The sequence below is a fragment of the Actinocatenispora rupis genome, assembly GCF_016861975.1.
Taxonomy (GTDB): Bacteria; Actinomycetota; Actinomycetes; order Mycobacteriales; family Micromonosporaceae; genus Actinocatenispora; species Actinocatenispora rupis.
This window is the reverse complement of sequence record NZ_BOMB01000009.1, coordinates 68,108-87,991: the sequence shown is the minus strand read 5'-3', so window position 1 is coordinate 87,991 and position 19,884 is coordinate 68,108. Positions and strand designations below refer to the sequence as shown.

The 19,884-nt window shown below is 73.0% G+C and carries 16 protein-coding genes and 1 tRNA gene; 11 read left to right on the top strand and 6 right to left on the bottom strand.

Annotated features, from left to right (window positions below):
- Window positions 1-24 precede the first annotated feature (24 nt).
- The 10 genes from Aru02nite_RS08110 to Aru02nite_RS08065 all read left to right on the top strand — a co-directional run bounded on the left by Aru02nite_RS08110 (window position 25) and on the right by Aru02nite_RS08065 (window position 13,524).
- Entirely contained in the window at window positions 25-810 is a 786-nt protein-coding gene (locus Aru02nite_RS08110) for a helix-turn-helix transcriptional regulator (RefSeq protein ID WP_203656229.1), read from the top strand.
- Window positions 811-1,102: 292 nt separating this feature from the next.
- Window positions 1,103-1,936 carry a C39 family peptidase gene (locus tag Aru02nite_RS08105; RefSeq protein ID WP_203656227.1) on the top strand — a complete coding sequence of 278 codons (834 nt, stop codon included), beginning with the start codon at window positions 1,103-1,105 and terminating at the stop codon, window positions 1,934-1,936.
- 10 nt (window positions 1,937-1,946) lie between these two features.
- The gene (locus Aru02nite_RS08100) at window positions 1,947-3,119 is read left to right on the top strand and encodes a hypothetical protein (RefSeq protein ID WP_203656225.1); all 1,173 of its coding nucleotides are present in this window, start codon (window positions 1,947-1,949) and stop codon (window positions 3,117-3,119) included.
- A 72-nt stretch (window positions 3,120-3,191) separates the two neighbouring features.
- Window positions 3,192-4,421: a glycoside hydrolase 5 family protein gene (locus Aru02nite_RS08095; RefSeq protein ID WP_203656223.1), complete on the top strand. Its 1,230-nt coding sequence runs from the start codon at window positions 3,192-3,194 to the stop codon at window positions 4,419-4,421.
- 28 nt (window positions 4,422-4,449) lie between these two features.
- Window positions 4,450-4,522, top strand: a tRNA-Gly gene (locus Aru02nite_RS08090).
- 748 nt (window positions 4,523-5,270) lie between these two features.
- A complete protein-coding gene (locus Aru02nite_RS08085; protein ID WP_203656221.1) occupies window positions 5,271-6,365 on the top strand; it encodes an alpha/beta hydrolase in 1,095 nt (364 codons plus the stop codon).
- Between the two features lie 168 nt (window positions 6,366-6,533).
- Window positions 6,534-6,830, top strand: a complete 297-nt coding sequence (locus Aru02nite_RS08080) for a hypothetical protein (RefSeq protein WP_203656219.1) — start codon at window positions 6,534-6,536, stop codon at window positions 6,828-6,830.
- 178 nt (window positions 6,831-7,008) lie between these two features.
- Complete coding sequence (gene glgX / locus Aru02nite_RS08075; RefSeq protein WP_203656211.1) at window positions 7,009-9,126, top strand: glycogen debranching protein GlgX; 2,118 nt, start codon at window positions 7,009-7,011, stop codon at window positions 9,124-9,126.
- Window position 9,127: 1 nt separating this feature from the next.
- A complete protein-coding gene (gene treY / locus Aru02nite_RS08070) occupies window positions 9,128-11,374 on the top strand; it encodes a malto-oligosyltrehalose synthase (RefSeq protein ID WP_203656210.1) in 2,247 nt (748 codons plus the stop codon).
- 194 nt (window positions 11,375-11,568) lie between these two features.
- Window positions 11,569-13,524 carry a hypothetical protein gene (locus Aru02nite_RS08065; protein ID WP_239076514.1) on the top strand — a complete coding sequence of 652 codons (1,956 nt, stop codon included), beginning with the start codon at window positions 11,569-11,571 and terminating at the stop codon, window positions 13,522-13,524.
- Between the two features lie 58 nt (window positions 13,525-13,582).
- On the opposite strand, the gene Aru02nite_RS08060 is transcribed toward Aru02nite_RS08065, so the two are convergent.
- The gene (locus Aru02nite_RS08060) at window positions 13,583-14,401 is read right to left on the bottom strand and encodes a phytanoyl-CoA dioxygenase family protein (RefSeq protein ID WP_203656209.1); all 819 of its coding nucleotides are present in this window, start codon (window positions 14,399-14,401) and stop codon (window positions 13,583-13,585) included.
- Between the two features lie 93 nt (window positions 14,402-14,494).
- Here Aru02nite_RS08060 and Aru02nite_RS08055 point away from each other — a divergent pair, with 93 nt between their 5' ends.
- Window positions 14,495-15,322, top strand: coding sequence for a helix-turn-helix domain-containing protein (locus tag Aru02nite_RS08055; RefSeq protein ID WP_203656208.1), 828 nt, complete (start codon window positions 14,495-14,497; stop codon window positions 15,320-15,322).
- Between the two features lie 4 nt (window positions 15,323-15,326).
- Here Aru02nite_RS08055 and Aru02nite_RS08050 read toward each other — a convergent pair whose 3' ends face one another.
- From Aru02nite_RS08050 to Aru02nite_RS08030, 5 genes are all read right to left on the bottom strand, one after another.
- Window positions 15,327-16,142 carry a YceI family protein gene (locus Aru02nite_RS08050; RefSeq protein ID WP_203656207.1) on the bottom strand — a complete coding sequence of 272 codons (816 nt, stop codon included), beginning with the start codon at window positions 16,140-16,142 and terminating at the stop codon, window positions 15,327-15,329.
- Complete coding sequence (locus tag Aru02nite_RS08045; protein ID WP_203656206.1) at window positions 16,139-17,440, bottom strand: MSCRAMM family protein; 1,302 nt, start codon at window positions 17,438-17,440, stop codon at window positions 16,139-16,141. The genes Aru02nite_RS08050 and Aru02nite_RS08045 overlap by 4 nt, the downstream gene beginning before the upstream one ends.
- A gap of 199 nt (window positions 17,441-17,639) precedes the next feature.
- Complete coding sequence (locus Aru02nite_RS08040) at window positions 17,640-18,530, bottom strand: sensor domain-containing diguanylate cyclase (RefSeq protein ID WP_203656205.1); 891 nt, start codon at window positions 18,528-18,530, stop codon at window positions 17,640-17,642.
- A gap of 154 nt (window positions 18,531-18,684) precedes the next feature.
- The gene (locus Aru02nite_RS08035) at window positions 18,685-18,945 is read right to left on the bottom strand and encodes a cupin domain-containing protein (protein WP_203656260.1); all 261 of its coding nucleotides are present in this window, start codon (window positions 18,943-18,945) and stop codon (window positions 18,685-18,687) included.
- A 44-nt stretch (window positions 18,946-18,989) separates the two neighbouring features.
- Entirely contained in the window at window positions 18,990-19,757 is a 768-nt protein-coding gene (locus Aru02nite_RS08030; protein ID WP_203656203.1) for an ABC transporter ATP-binding protein, read from the bottom strand.
- Between the last annotated feature and the right edge of the window lie 127 nt (window positions 19,758-19,884).

Genomic DNA, 19,884 nt, shown 5'->3' with positions numbered 1-19,884 from the left:
CCGGTACTGGGACGATCGGCAGCCGTGGAGGGGTGGGCGCGCTACCTGACGCCCGGGCCGGCGCACCGGCGGCTCGGGCTGGTGTGCCTGGGCGCGGGTGCGCAGCGCGGCACCGGGCCGCCCTGCCGGGACCGCGTCCTCAGCTGCCACGCCGCCGTACTGCTCGCCGCCGGTCGCGGCGAACTGGTCCAGGACGCCCGGCACGCGCTCGTCGCACCGGTCGTCTTCTGGCTCCGCCCCGGCGTACGGCACAGCTACCGGCCGGACGCCGGCGGCTGGTCGGAGTACTGGCTGCTGTTCGAGGGACCGGCGGCCGGGGCGTACGAGGAGCTGGGGTGGCTGCCGGCGGAACCGGTGACGCCGCTGCCCGACCCGGCCCCGGTACGGCGCGCGTTCGGTCGCCTCGCCGAGGCGGTACGCGCCGACGAGCCGGACGTGCCGGCCGCCGCCGCGGTCCACGACCTGCTGGTCACCGTGCGCCGCTCCACCGGTGCCACCCGCTCCCCGGTACTGGCCGCGCTGCGCCGGGACGCCACCCGCCGCTGGCCGGTCGCCGAACACGCCCGCCGGCTCGGGCTGTCCGAGACGGCGCTGCGCCGGGCGGTCCGCGCCGCGGCCGGCACCGGGCCCGGCGAGTACCTGCTGGGGGTGCGGTTGACGCTGGCGAAGGAGCTGCTCGCCGGCACCGACCGGACGGTCGCCGCGGTGGCCCGGCACGTCGGCTACGACGACCCCGGGTACTTCACCCGGCTGTTCACGCGTCGGGTGGGCGTGGCGCCCAGCGCGTTCCGGGAACAGCAGCAGCGCTGAGCGCGGGGGTTCCCCGCCACGCGGATCACCTCGCGGCGCGGAGTCCGTTGCCGCGCGGGATCCGTTGCCGCGCGGGGTCCGTTGCGGCGCGGGATCCGTTGGGGCGCGGGCGTTCCGGACTGGCCGCTGGCCGTCCGGCGGGGCATTCGGGAAGTACGTCGCACGGGGGAAATGACGGGAAAGCCGGTCTAGACCTCGACCTGAGGTCTAGCGTCGGGACGTACGCGGGGGCCGGAGCCCCCATCTACCCCTCCGGTGCGGTTCGCGCCGGACGAACTCCCGGGGAGGCCACGTGTCCCGGACCCTTCGCGCCCTCGTACCGCTGCTCGCCGCCGGTGTCGCGGCGACCGCGCTGTCCACGCCCGCCCTCGCCGGGCCGGTCGCCGCAACGGATCCCGGTGTCAGCCGGTCCACCGAAGACGTCGCGCACTGGAAGGCCGCGCACGACACCGACCCGCACGTACCGCTGAGCGCGGCGGCGCGCGCCGACCTCGACCGGCGTACCGAGGCGGCGCGGCGGCACCTCGCCGCCCGGCCCGAGGCCACGTCCCGCACGCTGACCGGTACCCAGCAGGCGCAACGCACCTCGTACTGGTGCGGGCCGGCGGCGGTCAGCGGCGCGCTCGCGGTACGGCACGTGTCGCTGAGCCAGACCGGTACGGCGAACCTGCTGCGCACCACCACCGACGGCACCGACTGGTCCGGCACCAACGCCAACGTGCCGAAGCAGTACCAGACCGGGTACCCGGTGGCGGACGTGCTGACGTACAAGCTGCACTCGGCCGGCGCGACGTACCACCCGGTCGGGCTGTCGTACGACCCGACGGCGAAGGAGAAGTCGGCGTACCGGACGCGGTTGGTGACCGACATCGACAACGGCTGGGACATGGTCGGCGACGCGTGGGAGGCGCCCGGCGGGCCGCACCTGGTCGGGCACCCCGGCAACCAGGAGATCTTCCACTGGTTCACGATCCGCGGGTACTCGTCGTCCGGCGCGTACACGCAGTACCAGGACTCGGTGCACGGCGCGTCCAGCATCTCCTGGTCGTCCGGCGTGCCCGCGTACTCGACGATGTCGTCCGACACGATCACGACGATCAACGGTGGCCGTGGGTACGTCTGGTAGGCGTGCCGGCGTGACCGCGCTGGCGGCGGCGCTGCTGCTCGCCGCCGGCTGCGGTCCCGTCGTCGGCCGCCAGCAGAGCGAAGGACGGCAGACACCCGAGGTCTCACCCTCGCGTACGCCGTCGCCGAGCGCGTCCGCGGCACCGTCCGCGACCGCCACGCCGGGAGTACCGGGGCCGGACTTCTGCGCCGTGTCCCTGCCGGCCGCGTGGCGGCAGCACCTCACCGCCGGCCGCATCCCGGTACGCCCCGGCGAGTCGCTGACCGTGCACGCGGTCGGCGACGACGGCAGTACGGCGGTCGCCGACTCCCGGCTCGGCGACACCCGCACAGTACTGTTCCTGCGCGGTGGCAGCCGGCAGGACGTGCTGCGGATGGCCGGCCAGGACCAGCTGTACGGCGCCGGCTTCGACGGCCGGTACCTGGTCTTCTCGGTCAGCCACGACCCCGCCGACCTCGCCGCCTGGACCCTGTACGCCTGGGACTCCACGACCGCCGCCCCGCCCCGGATGCTGGCCCGCAACGCGGTCGACGACGCCGGCCACCCGGCACCCGGCCCGATGCTGTACCCGGTGATCTCGGACGGTGTCGCCGCCTGGACCGCCGGCCGCCCCGACGGCACCACCGAACTGCACCGGTACACCCTGCTCACCGGCGACGACCAGGTCGTACGCGCCGGGCATCCTGGCACGCCGTTCCTCTTCGGCGGTGACCTGGTGTGGCCGGAGTCGCCGAAGCCGGACGCGCTGACCGCGCTGCACGCCGTGGCCATGGAGACCGGTACGCCGGCCGCGCTGCCCGGCGCGCTCGCCGCCGTCCGCGGTCCCGCCTTCATCGCCGGTACCGGCGACGCCGCCGCCTGGGTCGACGCCGACGTGCACAGCCTGTGGGTGTGGCGCCCGACCTGGCCCCGGCCGGTCCGCGCGCTGCGGGTCGCCGAGGGCCGCAACCTCCAGTGGGTACGCGTCGCCGGCGACCTCGTCACCTGGGACGACGGCACGGCGCAGTTCGGCGCCGACCTGCGCACCGGCTCGTACGCGCAGCTCACCCCGCGCTACGGGTACACGGTGGCGGACGGTGACGCGCTGGCCGTCGGGTACGCACCGGCGTCGAAGACCGACGACGGCGCCCCGCCGACCCTCGTACGGGTCAGCGACCTGCCCCCGCTCCCCGGCTGCGCCTGACCACCGTCAGCCACCGAGCCGCCCCGGAACCCACCCGTATGATCGGATGAATTTCGCGGTGGGAGGGCGACGATGACGACGTTCGCACAGCAGGGACGGTTGCGCTTCGGCGTCAACTACACGCCGTCCAAGCACTGGTTCCACTCCTGGTACGCGATGGACCTCGACGCCACCCGCCGCGACCTGGCGCAGATCGCCGCGCTCGGCGTCGACCACATCCGCGCGTTCTGCCTGTGGCCGGTGTTCCAGCCGAACGCCACGTTCGTCAACCCGCGCGCCGTCGACGACCTGCGCGCCCTCGTCGACGCCGCCGCCGACGCCGGCCTCGACGTCACCGTCGACGCCATCCAGGGCCACCTCTCCAGCTTCGACTTCTACCCGTCCTGGACGCTGACCTGGCACGAATCGAACCTGTTCACCGACCCCCGGGTACGCGCCGCCAAGGTCCGGTACCTGCGCGCGCTCGGCGCCGCCCTCGCCGACCGCCCCAACGTCGTCGGCTACCAGCTCGGCAACGAACTCAACAACCTCGTCCAGCACAACCCCGCCAGCCCCGGCCAGATCGACGAGTACCTCGACGAACTGCTCGCCGCCGCCACCGAGGCGCTCCCCGACCGGCTCGTCACGCACTCCGCGTACGACGCCGCCTTCTACACCGACGGGCACCCCTTCACCCCGCAGCAGTCCGCCCGCAAGGGTGGGATGACCACCATCCACCCCTGGGTCTTCTCGTACGACTGCGCCCGCCGGTACGGCCCGCTCTCCGTCGCCGCCACCCACCTCGGCGAATACCTCGTCGAACTCGCCAAGGCGTACGCCACCGACCCGCACCGGCCCGTCTGGGTACAGGAAGCCGGCGCCCCACAACCCCACGTACCCGCCGGCGACGCCGCCGCGTTCACCGAAGCCACCATCCGCAACATCGCCACCTGCACCGACGTACCCGCCGTCACCTGGTGGTGCTCGCACGACGTCGACCGCAGCCTCGCCGACTTCCCCGAACTCGAATACACCCTCGGCCTCATCGACACCGACGGCACCACCAAACCCGCCGGCCAGGCGTACGCCGACCTGATCCGCGAGTACCGGGCCGAGCCGCCCACACCCGCCCCACGCACCACCGCCCTCGTGTACGACGGCGACCTCGACACCCGCTCCGCCACCGCCCCCGGCGGCACCTTCTTCGACGCCTGGATGGCCCACGCCGCCGCCGGCCACCGCCTCGCCATCGTCCACACCGACGACACCCACCGCCCCGACCACCTCGCCGCCCGCGGCATCACCACCCTCACCACCCCCTGACCCCCATGCGCTACCATCGACCCCGCACGCGGACGTAGCGCAGCTGGTAGCGCATCACCTTGCCAAGGTGAGGGTCGCGGGTTCGAATCCCGTCGTCCGCTCGGGGTTGCAGGGGTCATGTCCGCGGAAAGCGCGGACATGACCCCTTCGCCATTTCTTCCGGGGGCGCGGCCCCCGGACCCCGCGCCGGAGGGGCTTCGCCCCCCCCCCCCCCCCCCCCCCCCCCCCGGCACCCCCGCACCACCCGGCACGTCACGGTGTCCTGTGCTGGGCGCGGAGGCGCCAACATCACGCCGGCGAACATCGGGTGGGGCAACGGGCATCACCGGGGGCGGTGGTGACCGGGGCTGGGCAGGAGGTCGCCTACTTCTCGGGGTAGCAGCACGCCGGTGGATCGAGCCAAATCCGGTTGGCGCGCAGCGACTTGGGTCGGTGTCGAGAGGCGAACGCGAAAGCATCGGCCTACTTCAGGGGTTTCCAAAGGAGGCTCCGCCCCCTGTGGCAGGAGAGAGCGCGAGAGAGGACGGAGTCTTCTCTCGCACCCCCATGCCTCGGCAGGGGCGATCAGCACCGGGGAAGGACCATCACGGGGGCGGCGCACACGCGCAGCACCCGTACCCCCCGCGCAGGGCAAAACCGGGAGTGCCGAGCACGTAACGGATCGGCGCTCCGAAGCAGGTAACGACGCAAAGCGCGCCGGCGCAGGAAAGCGCGTCCCATCCACCGCACGTGGCGTACCGGTGGGGGGTACCAGACTCGCGTCGGTAGGGCACGATGGTCGGAACCATGAACCGGCGGAACGGACTAAACAGACACAGCGGGCGCGTCCTCCATGCGAGGCACGTCCGCTTGGCCTGGGGCCGGCAACTCCTGCTGGCGTTGGCGCTCGCACTCGCCGTACCGGTGCCGTCCGCCGTGGTCGCCCTGTTCACGCCGGGCGCCGCGCAGGCCGCCCTGCCGATGACCGCCACCGAACGCGAATGGCTGCACGCCCGCGTCGACGGCCGCACCCTCCCCGACCCGCGTACGGCGTCGCCGGCCGAGGTCGCCGCGTTCTTCGCGGGCCTGCCGGTGACCGAGTCCGCCCGCCTCGTCGAGCGGTTCCCGGCCGTGGTCGGCAACCTCGACGGCGTCCCCATCGCCCTCCGGTACGCGGCGAACGACCGCACCATGCGTACGTCGGAGGCCCGGTTCTCGGCGTGGGCGGGCGAGGGCCGGCAGATGCTCGCGTTCGACCTGCGGTCCGGCGGCCGGCTCGCCGAGGTGTTCGGCGACCTGGCCAGCGCGGACCGGGTCGCCGTGGTCGTCCCCGGCGTCGGCACCACCGCCTACAACTTCGACCGCGCCGGGCCGGCCCACCCGTACCGGCCGGTGCGGGTCGCCGGGCAGGAGCTGTACGAGCAGATGCGCGCCGAGTCGCCGCAGGAGCACGTGGCGGTCGTCGCGTGGCTGGGCTACCGGCCACCGCCCGACCTGGGGCGCGGTGCGGCGCGGGAGGAGCTGGCCCGGGCGGGCGCGACGGCGCTGGACCGCTTCGTCGCCGGCCTGACCGCGGTACGCCCCGGCGTCCGGGTCGCCGTCGTCGGCCACAGCTACGGCAGCGTCGTGGCGGGCCTGTCGGCGCACGGCCTGCCGTCGGCGGTGACCGACGTCGCCGTGGTCGGCAGTCCGGGCATGGGCGCCGACACGGTCCGCGGCCTGCGTACGTGGGCGCGGGTGTGGGCGGGTTGCGCGCCGGGCGACTGGATCCAGGACGTACCGGACGTGCAGGTGTTGGGTGTCGGTCACGGGACGGCGCCGGTGGATCCGGAGTTCGGGGCGCGGGTGTTCTCGACCGCCGGCGTGCACGCCCACGACGAGTACTTCCGGCCGGGCACCACGTCGCTGCGGAACCTTGCGGCGATCGCGCTCGGCCGCCCGGATTCCGTTGCGCTGACCAGGTGAATTCCCGGGTTACGGCTGCGTGAACGGGCCCCGCGACAACACCATGTAGTTACACAGATACTCTTCGGATTTACCTGCCGCGCGTGCGCAACCTTCGCACGTACCCGGCAGGGATCCGGCGCGCCCGTCCGGCGCGCTCGGCACTCACCGCACCAAGGGGGTCCTGGCATGGTCACGCACTTCGGCGCCTCCGCTCCGACCGTACCGACGGGGCACGTCGCACCGGCGTTGACACCCACTCCGACCGACTCCGCGCTCGCCGAGGCGTTCGCGCCGCTGGTCGAGTCGGACGCCGGTCGCTGGCCGGTGGTCGAGGACCCGGACCGCTGGCGGAGCTTCGTCATGCAGGTCATCGACCAGCACCACCGGGTCACCGTGCCCGGTGTGGGCGCGGAACAGTGCTCCTGCGGCCGTCCGTTCATGTTGTGCCCGATCGGGCCGCTCGCGCACCAGCTGCTCGGCTGACCCCACCCCCTCGTACGCCCGGCGCAGGCATCCGCCTCGCCGGGCGTTGTCGTACCCGGAGACCGGAACCCGACTACTATTCGGTCGGTAGTCGACCACGAAGAGTAGAGGCTTCGGGACTGTCGCCGGTGGGCTAGGTTTCGCATCGGACGTCGCCCACCGCACCGGGAGGAGCACGATGCAGGTCTGGCCTGGGACCGCCTATCCGCTGGGCGCCAGCTACGACGGGGTCGGCACCAACTTCGCCCTGTTCTCCGAGGTCGCCGACGCCGTCGAGGTGTGCCTGTTCGAAGGCGACGGCAGCGAGACCCGGGTACGCCTGCCGGAGAGCGACGGGTTCGTCTGGCACGGGTACCTGCCCGGCGTGTCGCCCGGCCAGCGGTACGGGTTCCGCGTGCACGGGCCGTACGACCCGAAGAAGGGGCTGCGCTGCAACGCGAACAAGCTGCTCCTCGACCCGTACGCGAAGGCCGTCGAGGGCGAGATCGACTGGGACGAGTCGCTGTTCGCGTACCGGATGGGCGACCCGAACTCGCGGTCGGACGCCGACTCGGCGCCGCACATGCCGAAGTCCGTCGTCGTCAACCCGTACTTCGACTGGGCGGACGACCGGGCGCCGCGCCGGCCGTACCACGAGACGGTGATCTACGAGGCGCACGTGCGCGGCATGACGATGCGCCACCCGGACGTGCCGGAGGAGCTGCGCGGGACGTACGCGGGGCTGGGGCATCCGGCGGTGATCGAGCACCTGACGAAGCTCGGCGTCACGGCCATCGAGCTGATGCCGGTGCACCAGTTCGTGCACGACGACGCGCTGGTACGGCGCGGCCTGCGCAACTACTGGGGCTACAACACGATCAGCTTCCTCGCCCCGCACAACGGGTACGCGTCGCGTGGCGCGCGCGGGCAGCAGGTCAGCGAGTTCAAGGCGATGGTACGGGAGCTGCACGTCGCGGGCATCGAGGTGATCCTCGACGTGGTGTACAACCACACCGCCGAGGGCAACCAGATGGGCCCGACGCTGTGCTTCCGCGGCATCGACAACCCCGCGTACTACCGGCTCCTCGACGACCGCCCCGAGTACTACATGGACTACACGGGCACCGGGAACAGCCTCAACGTGCGCAGCCCGCAGTCACTGCAGCTCATCATGGACTCCCTGCGGTACTGGGTGACCGAGATGCACGTGGACGGGTTCCGGTTCGACCTGGCGGCCACGCTCGCCCGGGAGTTCTACGACGTGGACCGGCTGTCCACGTTCTTCGAGGTGGTGCAGCAGGACCCGGTGGTGAGCCAGGTCAAGCTGATCGCCGAACCGTGGGACGTCGGCCCCGGCGGGTACCAGGTGGGCAACTTCCCTCCACTGTGGACGGAGTGGAACGGCCGGTACCGGGACACGCTGCGGGACTTCTGGCGCGGCGAGCCGGGCACGCTCGGCGAGTTCGCGTCGCGCATCTCCGGCTCCTCCGACCTGTACCAGGACGACGGGCGGCGGCCGGTCGCCAGCATCAACTTCGTCACCTGCCACGACGGGTTCACGCTGCACGACCTGGTGTCGTACAACGACAAACACAACGAGGCGAACGGCGAGAACAACCGCGACGGCGAGAGCCACAACCGGTCCTGGAACTGCGGCACCGAGGGCGAGACCGACGACGAGACGGTACTCGCGCTGCGCGCCCGGCAGCGGCGCAACTTCCTCGCCACGCTGATGCTGTCGCAGGGCACACCGATGCTCGGGCACGGCGACGAGCTCGGGCGCACCCAGCACGGCAACAACAACGCGTACTGCCAGGACTCGGAACTGTCCTGGGTGGACTGGCAGAGCGCCGACCGTCCGCTGATCGCTTTCACCGCAAGGCTTTCCGCGTTGCGCGCCGAGCACCCGATCTTCCGCCGCCGGCGGTTCTTCGACGGCCGGCCGGTGCGCCGCGCCGCCGGCCAGCCCGTACCGGACGTGGAGTGGTTCACGCCGGACGCGCGGGAGATGACCGAGGACGACTGGGAGTCCGGGCTGGGGCGGGCGGTCGCGCTGTTCCTCAACGGCGACGGCATCCGGGAGCGCGGCCCGCGCGGGGAGAAGATCACCGACGACTCGTTCATCCTGTGCTTCAACTCGTACTGGGAGCCGGTGACGTTCACGACGCCGGCCAGCGAGTACGGGGAGAAGTGGCGGGTGCTGCTGGACACCGCGGAACCGACCGGGGACGGCTGGGACGAGGACCAGGTCGCCGAGGCGGGCGGCCGGATCCGGGTCGAGGAGCGGTCGCTGGTCGTGCTCATCCGGGCGGTGTGAGGTGACGCCGCGCGCGACGTACCGGGTGCAGGTGCGGCCGGACTTCGACTTCGACGCGACCGCCGGACTCGCCGACTACCTCGCCGCGCTCGGCGTCTCCCACCTGTACTCGGCGCCCGAGTTGCAGGCCACGCCCGGCTCGGCGCACGGGTACGACGTGGTGGACCACTCGCACCCGAACGACGAGCTGGGCGGCGAGGACGGCCGGCGCCGGCTGGTGTCGGCGCTGCGCGCGCACGGGCTCGGGCTTGTCGTGGACATCGTGCCGAACCACATGGGCGTCGCCGTACCGGCGGTCAACCGGGCCTGGTGGGACGTGCTGCGGCTGGGCCGGCGCTCGGCGTACGCGGACTGGTTCGACGTGGACTGGGAGCACGGCGGCGGCCGGCTGGTGCTGCCGGTCCTGGGCGACGAGGACGAGCCCGAACTGTCCATAGTGGACAACGAGCTGCGGTACCACGAGCACCGGTTCCCGATCGCGCCCGGCACCGCGTCCGGTACGCCCGCCGAGGTGCACGACCGGCAGCACTACCGGCTCGTGTCCTGGCGCCGCTCCGGCGAGCTGAACTACCGGCGCTTCTTCGCCGTGTCCGACCTCGCCGGGCTGCGGGTCGAGGACCCGTCGGTCCGCGACGCCACCCACGCCGAGATACTCCGCTGGTACGCCGCGGGCGACGTGGACGGCATCCGCGTCGACCACCCGGACGGGCTCCGCGACCCTGGGTCGTACCTGGCGTGGCTGGCCGGCGCGGCACCGGGCGCCTGGCTCGTGGTCGAGAAGATCCTGGCCCGCGGCGAGGCGCTGCCCGACTGGCCCGTCGCCGGCACGACCGGGTACGACGCGCTCGCCGAGGTCACCGGGCTGTTCGTGGATCCGGCCGGCGAGGCGGCACTGACCACTGTGGACGGACCGTTCGCCGCGCTGGCGTACGAGGGCAAGCGGGACGTGGCGACGGGCATGCTGTCCGCCGAACTCGACCGGCTCGTACGGCTGGTGCCGACGGACGACCCCGGCCCGGTACGCGACGCGCTCGCCGAGCTGGTCGCCTGCTTCCCCACGTACCGGTCGTACCTGCCGGGCGGGGTGGACGACCTGCGCGCGGCGGCGGCCGAGGCGGGGCGGCGCCGGCCGGACCTCGCCGGTACCGTCGACAAGCTGGTGCCCCGACTGTCCACAGTAGACGACGAGCTGGCGGCACGGTTCCAGCAGGTGTCCGGCGCGGTGATGGCCAAGGGCGTCGAGGACACCGCGTTCTACCGGTGGACCAGGTTCCTCGTGGGCAACGAGGTCGGCTGCCACCCGGACCCGGTGGCGGTCACCCCCGAGGAGTTCCACGCCGCGTGCCGGCGCCGGCAGCAGCGGCACCCCGCCGGCATGACCACGCTGTCCACCCACGACACCAAGCGGAGCGAGGACGTCCGCGCCCGGCTCGCCGTCCTCGCCGAACTCCCGGACGAGTGGGCCGCCGTCCGCGACCGGCTCACCGCCGAGGCGCCGCTCGCCGACGACGCCGTCGCGCACCTGCTGTGGCAGACCGTCGTCGGCGCCTGGCCCATCGACGCCACCCGACTGCACGCCGTACTCACCAAGTCGGCGCGCGAGGCGCGGACCGCGACCTCGTGGGACGCCCCCGACCGGGGCTTCGAGGACGCGATGCGGGCCGTCGTCGACCGGATCCACGCCGACGCCCGGCTGACCGGCACCGTCGCCGGTTTCGCCGCCCGCATCACCCCGTACGGCTGGGCCAACTCGCTGTCCGCCAAGCTGGTACAGCTCACCATGCCCGGCGTACCGGACGTGTACCAGGGCTGCGAACTCTGGGACAACTCGCTCGTCGACCCGGACAACCGTCGCCCCGTCGACTTCGACCTGCGCCGCGACCTGCTCGCCCGGCTCGACTCCGGCTGGCTGCCGCCGGTCGACGCGAGCGGCGCCGCGAAGCTGCTCGTCACCTCCCGCGCGCTGCGGCTGCGCCGGGACCGCCCCGACGCCTTCACGTCGTACTCGGCGCGCACGGCGACGGGGGACGCGGCCGAGCACGCCGTCGCGTACGACCGGGGTGGGGCGATCACGGTCGCGACCCGGCTGCCGCTCGGGCTGGCGCGCCGCGGCGGCTGGGGCCGTACGACGCTGGACCTGCCGTCCGGGCAGTGGACCGACGCGCTGACCGGCCGGGCGTGGACCGGCACCGTACGGCTGACGCACCTGCTCGCCGCGTACCCGGTCGCGCTGCTCACCCGCGACTGACCGCCGCACACCCCGCCCGGACCGGAACTCCCGGCCCGGGCGGTGTCGTGCGGCCACGCAATCGTACGAACGGCTGACGTCCGTTCGTGTCACCGCATCTGGACAGGAACGGGTCGAGGAGGGCAGAGTGTCGCTGCCCACTCACCGAGCGTCAGACGGCGGCGCTCCGGTCGATACCTTCCCGGAGGGTACCCGTGCGTCGTGTCCTCGCCGTCCTGCTCGTCCTCGGCCTCGTGCTGACACCCGGCCCCGCACCCGCGGCCGACCGCGCCACCGCCACACCACGGTCCACGTCCGGCACGCTCGTGTCCGACGTACCGGCCGGTGGCACGCCGAACATCCACGACGGCGCGGTCCTCGCCGTCCGGCAACTCGGGGACACCGTCCTCGCCGGCGGTACGTTCGGCACCGTCAGCAGCGCCGGCAGTACGGCCACGCTGGACCGCCCGTACCTGCTGGCGTTCGACCGGCGTACCGGGGTCGTCGCCGCCGGCTTCCACCCCGCGCTCGACGGCAAGGTCGACGCGATCGAGCCCGGACCGACCGGCACCGTGTACGTCGGCGGCCAGTTCCGGACCGTGGATGGCTTGGCACGCAAGGGAATCGCGCAGCTGAGGCTGTCCGACGGCGCGCTGGTCCGGACGTTCGCGCCGCCGAACCTCGGCGGGATCGTCACCACCATCGCCACCGCGCACGGGCACCTGCTGATCGGCGGTACGTTCCACGGCGGCGGCCGGTCCGGGCTCGCCAGCCTCGACCCGACTACCGGCGCGCTCGACGACTACCTCACCGTGCCGCTGGCGGGCCACCACAACGGCGGCACCGGCGCCGTCGGTACGCAGGCGTGGGCGTTGACGCCGGACGCCGGGACGCTCGTCGTGATCGGCAACTTCCGCACCGCGGCTGGCCTGACGCACGACCAGATCGTACGGATCACGTTGGCGGACAACGGATCCCGCGTCGACGGCACGTTCGCCACGAGCGCGTTCGGCGCGACCTGCAACGCCGGTGCCTTCGACTCCTGGGTACGCGACGTGGCGATGTCACCCGACGGCAGGTACTTCGTCGTCGTGGCGACCGGTGGCCCCGGCGGCACCGCGCTGTGCGACTCGGCGTCCCGCTGGGAGACCGCCGCCGTCGGCGCCGACGTACAGCCGACCTGGGTGGACCACTCCGGCGGCGACACGTTCCTGTCCACCGCCGTCACCGACACCGCCGTGTACGTCGGCGGCCACTTCCGGTGGCTCGACAACACCGCCGGCCGCGACTCCGCCGGCCCCGGGGCCGTCGGCCGCGCCAGCATCGCGGCACTCGACCCCACCAACGGCCTGCCGTACGCGTGGAATCCGGGCCGGAACCCGCGCGGCGTCGGCGTCTCCGCGCTCCGCGTCACCGGCGACTGCCTGTGGGTCGGCTCCGACACGAACTGGCTCGGCAACGTCCGCTACCGCCGCGAACGCATCGGCTGCTACCCCACCGGGGGCGCCGCGCCGGTCGCCACCGACGCGCCCACCCTCCCCGGCACCGTGTACCTGGCCGGCACCGGCGGCGCGGATTCCCTTGCGGCGCGCGGATACGACGGGAACTCCGGCGTCGGCGCCACCACCACGGTGCGCACCGGAGGGAACTGGCAGCACCTGCGCGGCGGGTTCGTCGCGGGCGGCCGGCTCTACACCGTCGCCGACGACGGCACGCTGACCCGCCGCCCGTTCAGCGCCGGCATCCCGGGCACCCCACAGGTCCTCGACCCCTACCACGACGCGTACTGGGACACGGTGTCGACCGGCAGCGGGCAGACGTACCGCGGGTCGCCGTCACCGTTCCTCACCGAGCTGCGCACCGTCACCGCGCTCACCTACCGCGCCGGCCGCCTCTACTACACGCTCGCCGGCTCCGGCGCGCTCTACTGGCGCTGGTTCGCCCCGGACAGCGGCACCATCGGCACCGACCGCTTCACGATCGCCGGCTCGTACGCCGGGGTGCGCGGCATGTTCACCGCCGGCGCCGCCTGGTACACCGTCGACGCCGCCGGCACGCTCAGCCGCCACGCGGTGGTGAACGGTACGCCGGCGCCGGCGGGAGTACAGGTGTCCGGGCCGTTGCTGGACGGCAACGACTGGCGGGCGGCCGCCCTGTTCGTCGGCCCCTGAGTCCCCTGTGCCGCAACCGAAGCGGCCGTGCCACTCGCGCGGCGGGCCAGTGCACGCGTCACTCGTGCTTGCGGCGTACCGACTCGGTGCCGGTCAGGACGATCTCGGGGCCGTCGGCGCCCGCCGCCCACTCGCCGCACGGCCCGCCACCCTCCGCGACGCCCAGCTCCAGCGGCGTACCGTCCATCCGCAGCGCGGGGTGGTAGTACTCGGCGACGCGTTCCGCCTCGCCCTGCACGTAGTGGCCGATGAGGGCGCGGCGGAACCGGTCGGCGCTGGTGTTCGGGAAGCTGCCGTGCACCAGCGACCCGTTGAAGAACAGCACGTCACCGGCGGCCATCGGGACGGGCACCGCGTCCTGCCCCGCCAGCGGTACGGTCACGTCGGTGAAGCTGACCGCGGTGTCCGCCGCCGTGGTGCAGAGCATCGGCCAGCGGTGGCTGCCGGGGACGACCATCATGCAGCCGTTCTCCTCGTCGGCGGCGTCGAGCGCGAGCCAGGCGGCCATGCAGGTGCCGGGTTCGGCCCGCAGGTAGAAGTTGTCCTGGTGGAGCGCCTGGCCACGGGAACCGGCGGGCTTGAAGTACACCATCGACTGGACGGCGTACGGTTCGGCGCCGAGCAGGCCGACGAGCGCGTCCCGGAGCCGTACGTCGAGCAGCCAGCGCAGCGTCGTCCCGTCCCAGCGGTGCATCTGCGCCATCCGCGGGTACCGTCGGAGCGGGTCGCGCGCGCCCGCGTCGACGCCGACCAGATCGTGCCGGTCGCGGTGCCGGCGCCGGATCGTCATGACGTGCTCGCGCAGCGCGTCCACCTCGTCGGTGGGGAACAGCCCGCGCGCCACGTGGTACCCGACCTCGCTGAATGATCCGCTCATCGCCGGTACTCCCTGCCTCGCCGCCCGTACCCTACGATCGTGTCCGCCCCAACGGCTCGGGGCCAGGGAGGATCCACGCGAGGAGTTGGACTTTTGACGCATCCGTACTCGGCCCTGCTGGACTGGCCGCCACCGCGGCTGCGCGCCGTCTCGCCCCCGACGTACTGGCGGTGCGAGCCGGCGTGGTCGTGGGACTCGCCGCCGCTCGGCGAGTACCTGCTGTGGTGCGTGCTGGACGGCGTCGGCACGGTGCGCCTCGGCGACCGGCGGATCCCGCTCACCGCGGGCAGTTGCGCGGTGTTCGCGCCCGGGGACACGCCGCGGGCCCGGCACGATCCGCGGCGCCGGCTGCTCGTGTTCGGCCAGCACTTCGACGCGTACGACGCGGCCGGCGCGCGGATCGCCGCGGACCGGATCGTCCCGCCGCACAACGGATCCGGCACGCCAGACCGTACGCTGCTGACCGCGCTGGCCCGGCGCGCCGAGACCGCGCACCGCCAACCCGGCCGGTACGCCGAGCGGCAGGTCCTGCTCTGCCTCGAACAGCTCCTCTGTCTACTGTGGACAGACGGCGGACGGCCGGCGCCCGGGCCGGTCGACGCGGCGCTCGACGAGATCGCCCGGGAGGTACGCCAGGACCCCGGACGGCGCTGGACCATACCGGAACTGGCGGCGCGCGCGGCGCTGTCCCGCGCCCAGTTCACCCGGCGGTTCCGGGCACACACCGGCCTGCCGCCCGCGCGGTACCTGATCCAGGCCCGGATCGACCGCGCGCAGGAACTGCTCACCCAGACCACGATGTCCGCGGCCCGGATCGCGCACGCCCTCGGCTACCCGGACGCCGCCTACTTCACCCGCCAGTACCGGCAGGTGACCGGGGTGCCGCCGAGCCGGACCCGGGCCGGCGGCACACCGCGGTGACACGTCAGTCGGGCAGCGTGTCGCCCTGCACGGCCTCGACGTCGAGATCGATCCGCACCGTACTGCCGACGAGCAGCACGCCGGTGGCGAGCCGGGTCGCGAACGGTACCGCGAAGTCCTCGCGGCGCAGCTGACCGCGCGCCTGGAACCCGCAGCGCACCGTACCGAACGGATCCGTGTCCGTGCCGAGGTACCGCAGGTCCAGGTCGACCGGCCGGACCTCGCCGCGCAGCGCCAACTCACCGCGCAGCGTCCACTTGTCCGGCCCCGTCGCCGTCAACCCGACCCCCCGGTACTCGATGGTCGGGAAACGCTCCACGTCGAGGAAGTCCGGCGACCGCAGGTGGTCGTCGCGCATCTTGCTGGCCGTGTCGACGCTCTCGGCCTGCAACGTGACCCGCACCGTCGACGACTCGACCGGCGAGCCGATCACGATGGTGCCGCCGAACGCGGTGAACCGGCCGCGCACCGCGGAGATGCCGGCGTGCCGCGCCGACACGTGCACCATCGTGTGCACCGGGTCGATCGTCCACACGCCCGGCGCCGGCAGCTGCGTCTCCGTCGCGATCCGGTCCAGTCGTACGGCGCCGAGATCGGTGGCGCGCCCGGCGGACAGCACCACCGCCGTCGCCGACGGGCTGAACCCCGGGGCGGTGAAGATCGCGGTGTACATGCCGGGCGCGGGGCTCTCCAACCGGGCGACACCGTGGTCGTCGGCCACCGCGATCCCGGCCTGCTGACCGGTCAGGTCGGTGAGCGTGAAGATCGCGCCGGCGACCGGCCAACCGTCACCCGACTCGATGGTTACCGACACGCTCATCGCCTGTGCTCCTCGTCCGCAGTTCCGTTGTCCAGCAACGCATCCGGCGCCGACACCGGCACCAGCGCGGAGCCCGGCGGCAGGTCCGCGTGACCGAGTCGCACCTCGTACTCCCCGGCGGTGTCGCCGAGGTCCAGCGACCCGGTCACCTCCGGGTACCCACTTGCCGCCACCGTGTACCGGCCGGCGGCGAGATCGGCGAACTCGTACCGCCCGTCGGGGCCGGTGCCGGTGGTGGCGACCACCGCGCCGGACGCGTCGAGCAACCGTACCCGGACGTCGGCGAGGGGACGACCGTCGACCCGGTGCCGGGCCACGCCACGCAGCCCGAGCCGGCGCGGCGGGAACGCAACGTTCTGCCGGACCACCCCGGTCGGCGGTACGTCGACGAGCATCGCGACCGGCTCCTGCCCCGGCGCGGTCGCCGTCACCGTGTACAGCCCCGGCGTCAGGTCGTCGACCGTGTACCCGCCCTGCACGTTGGTGCGCTGCGCCGAGACGACCGCACCGTTCGTGTTGGTGAGGATGACCGTCGCGCCGGCGATCGACGAACCGTCCGCGTCGCACACCGCGCCCATCAGGCCCGCGGCGCTGGTCAGCTTGATGTCGCAGGTGGTGACCGGCCCGTTGACGGTGACCGTGGACGCGTGCGGCTCGTGGTTGACGCCGCGCGCGATCAGCACGTACCCGCCCTCGGCCGGGATGGCCAGCTCGTACGTGCCGTCCGCGCCGGTACGCGAGCTGCCGGCCTGCCCGCCCGTCACGTTGATGACCGTCAGTACGGCGTCGGCGAGCAGCGTGCCGTCGTCACCGCGCACCGTGCCCCGCAGTACCGGCTGGGCGATCTGGCGCGACGCGGCGGCCAGCTCCCGCACCCCGACCGTCGGCCAGGTACGCGCGGGCGGCCGGGCCGCGCCACCGTTCGACCCGGCCGGCGGTACCGGACGGGCCGGCGTGAACAGTTGCTCGCCACCCGGTGCCGGCGGGCGCGCCGGCGTGAACAGCTCCTCCGGCGGCGTCGGCGAACTCACCGGGAACCCGCGCGGCGGCGGATCCGCGGCGGCCGGCCGCGCCGGGGTGAACAGCTCGCCCGGCGGTACCGGCGAACTGACCGGAAAGCCACGCGTCTGATCCGGCCGGGCCGGGTGCCCGGGCAGCGGGTCGGCGGGCATCGCGGCCGGCGGACGCGCCGGATCGGTGTCGCCGCGCGGCTTCCGCAGCACGAGCACGATCACCAGAACCAGCAGGACCGCCAGCAGGGCGACAACCAGCGACCACCAGACAAACGCTGATTGCACGATTCACCATCCAGCATCACGAGAGGTTGGTACGTGAAGCCTTTCTCCCCCGATGACGCGCATGTTACGAAGAGTCGGAGAAGGAGGAATTGCACGGCCATCCTTCACCATGAACGGCGGATAACTTACCCCACCCGGCTAATTCCGCAGAACAAACACATTCGGATACCGGACGGTCACGGAATCGGAGGGGCGGCAATTACGCGATGCGCATCGCGTGACGCTTGTCCGTGTACATCCGTTGGTCGGCACAGCGCATCAGCGCCTCGGCGTTCACCGCCGGATCGACCGCCACGGCCACCCCGATGCTCGCCGGCGCCCGCAGCTGCGTCCCGCCCACCTCGTACGGCTCGCGCAGGGTGCTGCGGATCCGGTCCACGATGTGCGCCGCGTGGATGGTGTTGAGCACCGTGCACACCACCACGAACTCGTCCCCGTGCAGCCGCGCGGCCAGGTCACCGGTGCGGGTCACCGCGTCCAGCCGGGCCGCGGCCCGGGCCAGGATCTCGTCACCGACCTGGTGCCCGTACGTGTCGTTGATGCGCTTGAAACCGTTCAGGTCCAGGTAGATGACGGCGACACTGCGGGCCCGGTCGCCGCGCAGGTGCCGCAGCGAACTCGACAGGTACGCCAGCGCGGCGGCCTCGTTCGCCAGCCCGGTCAGCCCGTCGTGCGTCGCCCGGTAGGCCAGCTCGCGCTGGATGCCGGCCTGCGCCGTCACGTCCCAGGCGATCATCTGCCCGTAGTGCCCGCCGGCCAGGGCGATCAGCTCGGTACGCACCTCGATCGTGCGGTGCCGCCCGGTCGGCAGCGCCAGCCCGTACTGCCCGTTGAGCCGGCCGTCGCAGTATCCGGTGCCGGCCGGCTGCACCTCGGTGAGCAGGTCGCGCATCCGGGCGCCGACCAGGCTCGCCCGGGACAGTCCGGTGAGCGCCACCATGCCGAGGTTGACGTAGTCGATGATGCCGGTCCGCAGCGCGTACAGCGCGATGGCGTGCGGCGACGATTCGACGAGCGCGTCGAACAGCCGCGCCGGCGCGACGGGCATCGGAGCCGCGTCGGCGTTCTCGCCGGGTACCAGCAGGGACATGCGCAACCGCCCGGTGGGTGGGTTGTGGCTACCTGGGCAAAGTGTAGGAGATGTCCCCGCCGCGGTGAAGATCATCCCGCCCTGTTATGAGGATTCCGTGAGGGTTTCCTCCACGTGTCGGACAGTGACCGTGCCGCGGCGGCGACCGGTGCGGTCAGCCGAGCAGTTCGATGATCCGCCCGACGTACGTCGTGTCGCCGACGTTGGTGAGCATGTGCACCGCACCGGCCGGTCGGTACACGACGTGCCCGGCCGGTTCCGGAGCGTCGATGGTCTGGCCGTCGATCGTCTGGATCAGGTTGCTCGCGCTCTGCACCGCGACCACCACGTACGGGTGCTCGTGCTTGTGCAGCCGCTGCGTCTGCCCCGGGTCGAGGCGCACCTGCCACACGCGCACCCGGTCGTTCTCGAACATGACGCGCTGCCCGACCGGACCCAGCTCGACGTCGGCGGTGTCGCTCACGTGCTTCCTTCCTCGGTACCCAACAGAAGATCGTGCAGCCGCGCGCGGTACTCGGCGACCTCGGTGGTGTGCGCGTCGCGCCCCAGCGAACGCGGCCGCGGCAGGTCGACCGGGACGATCTCGCGGATCCGGCCCGGCCGGGCGGCCAGCACCACGACCCGGTCGGCCAACATGACCGCCTCGTCGATCGAGTGCGTGACCAGCACGGTCGTGGTGCCCTCGGCGAGATGTACGCGCTGCAGCTCCGCGGTCAGCTCCTCGCGGGTCAGCGCGTCGAGCGCGGAGAACGGCTCGTCCATCAGCAGTACGGCCGGGGACGTGACGAGCGACCGGCACAGCGACACCCGCTGCTGCATCCCGCCGGACAGCTCGTGCGGCAACCGTTTCGCCGCGTCGGCCAGGCCGACCGTGGCGAGCAGCTCGTGCGCGCGCGCCGCGTACGCCCGCTTGGGGCGACCGAACATCTCGGCGGGCAGCAGCACGTTGTCCAGCACGGTGCGCCAGGGCAGCAGCGCCGGCCGCTGGAACATCACGGACACCCGGCGGCTCGGCCGGCGGACCGGCTCGTCCGCCAGGTACACGGCGCCGGAGGTGGGCGGGATCAGGCCGGCGAGCAGCCGCAGCAGCGTCGACTTCCCGCAGCCGGAACGGCCGATGACCGCGACGAACTCGCCCGCGCCGATGTCCAGGGTGATGTCGTCGAGCGCGAGCACCGTGCCGCCGCGGCCGGTGAAGGCACGCGAGGCCGACTCGACACCCAGCACGGGAGACCCCTGTCCACGGATTCACACCCACTGCCCCACTCCGGTAGGCGGAACGGGGCGACGACCTGTTTTCTAGCATGCCGGTACGTACGCCGGAGAAGTGCGCCCTACCACCTGCTTCAGGGAG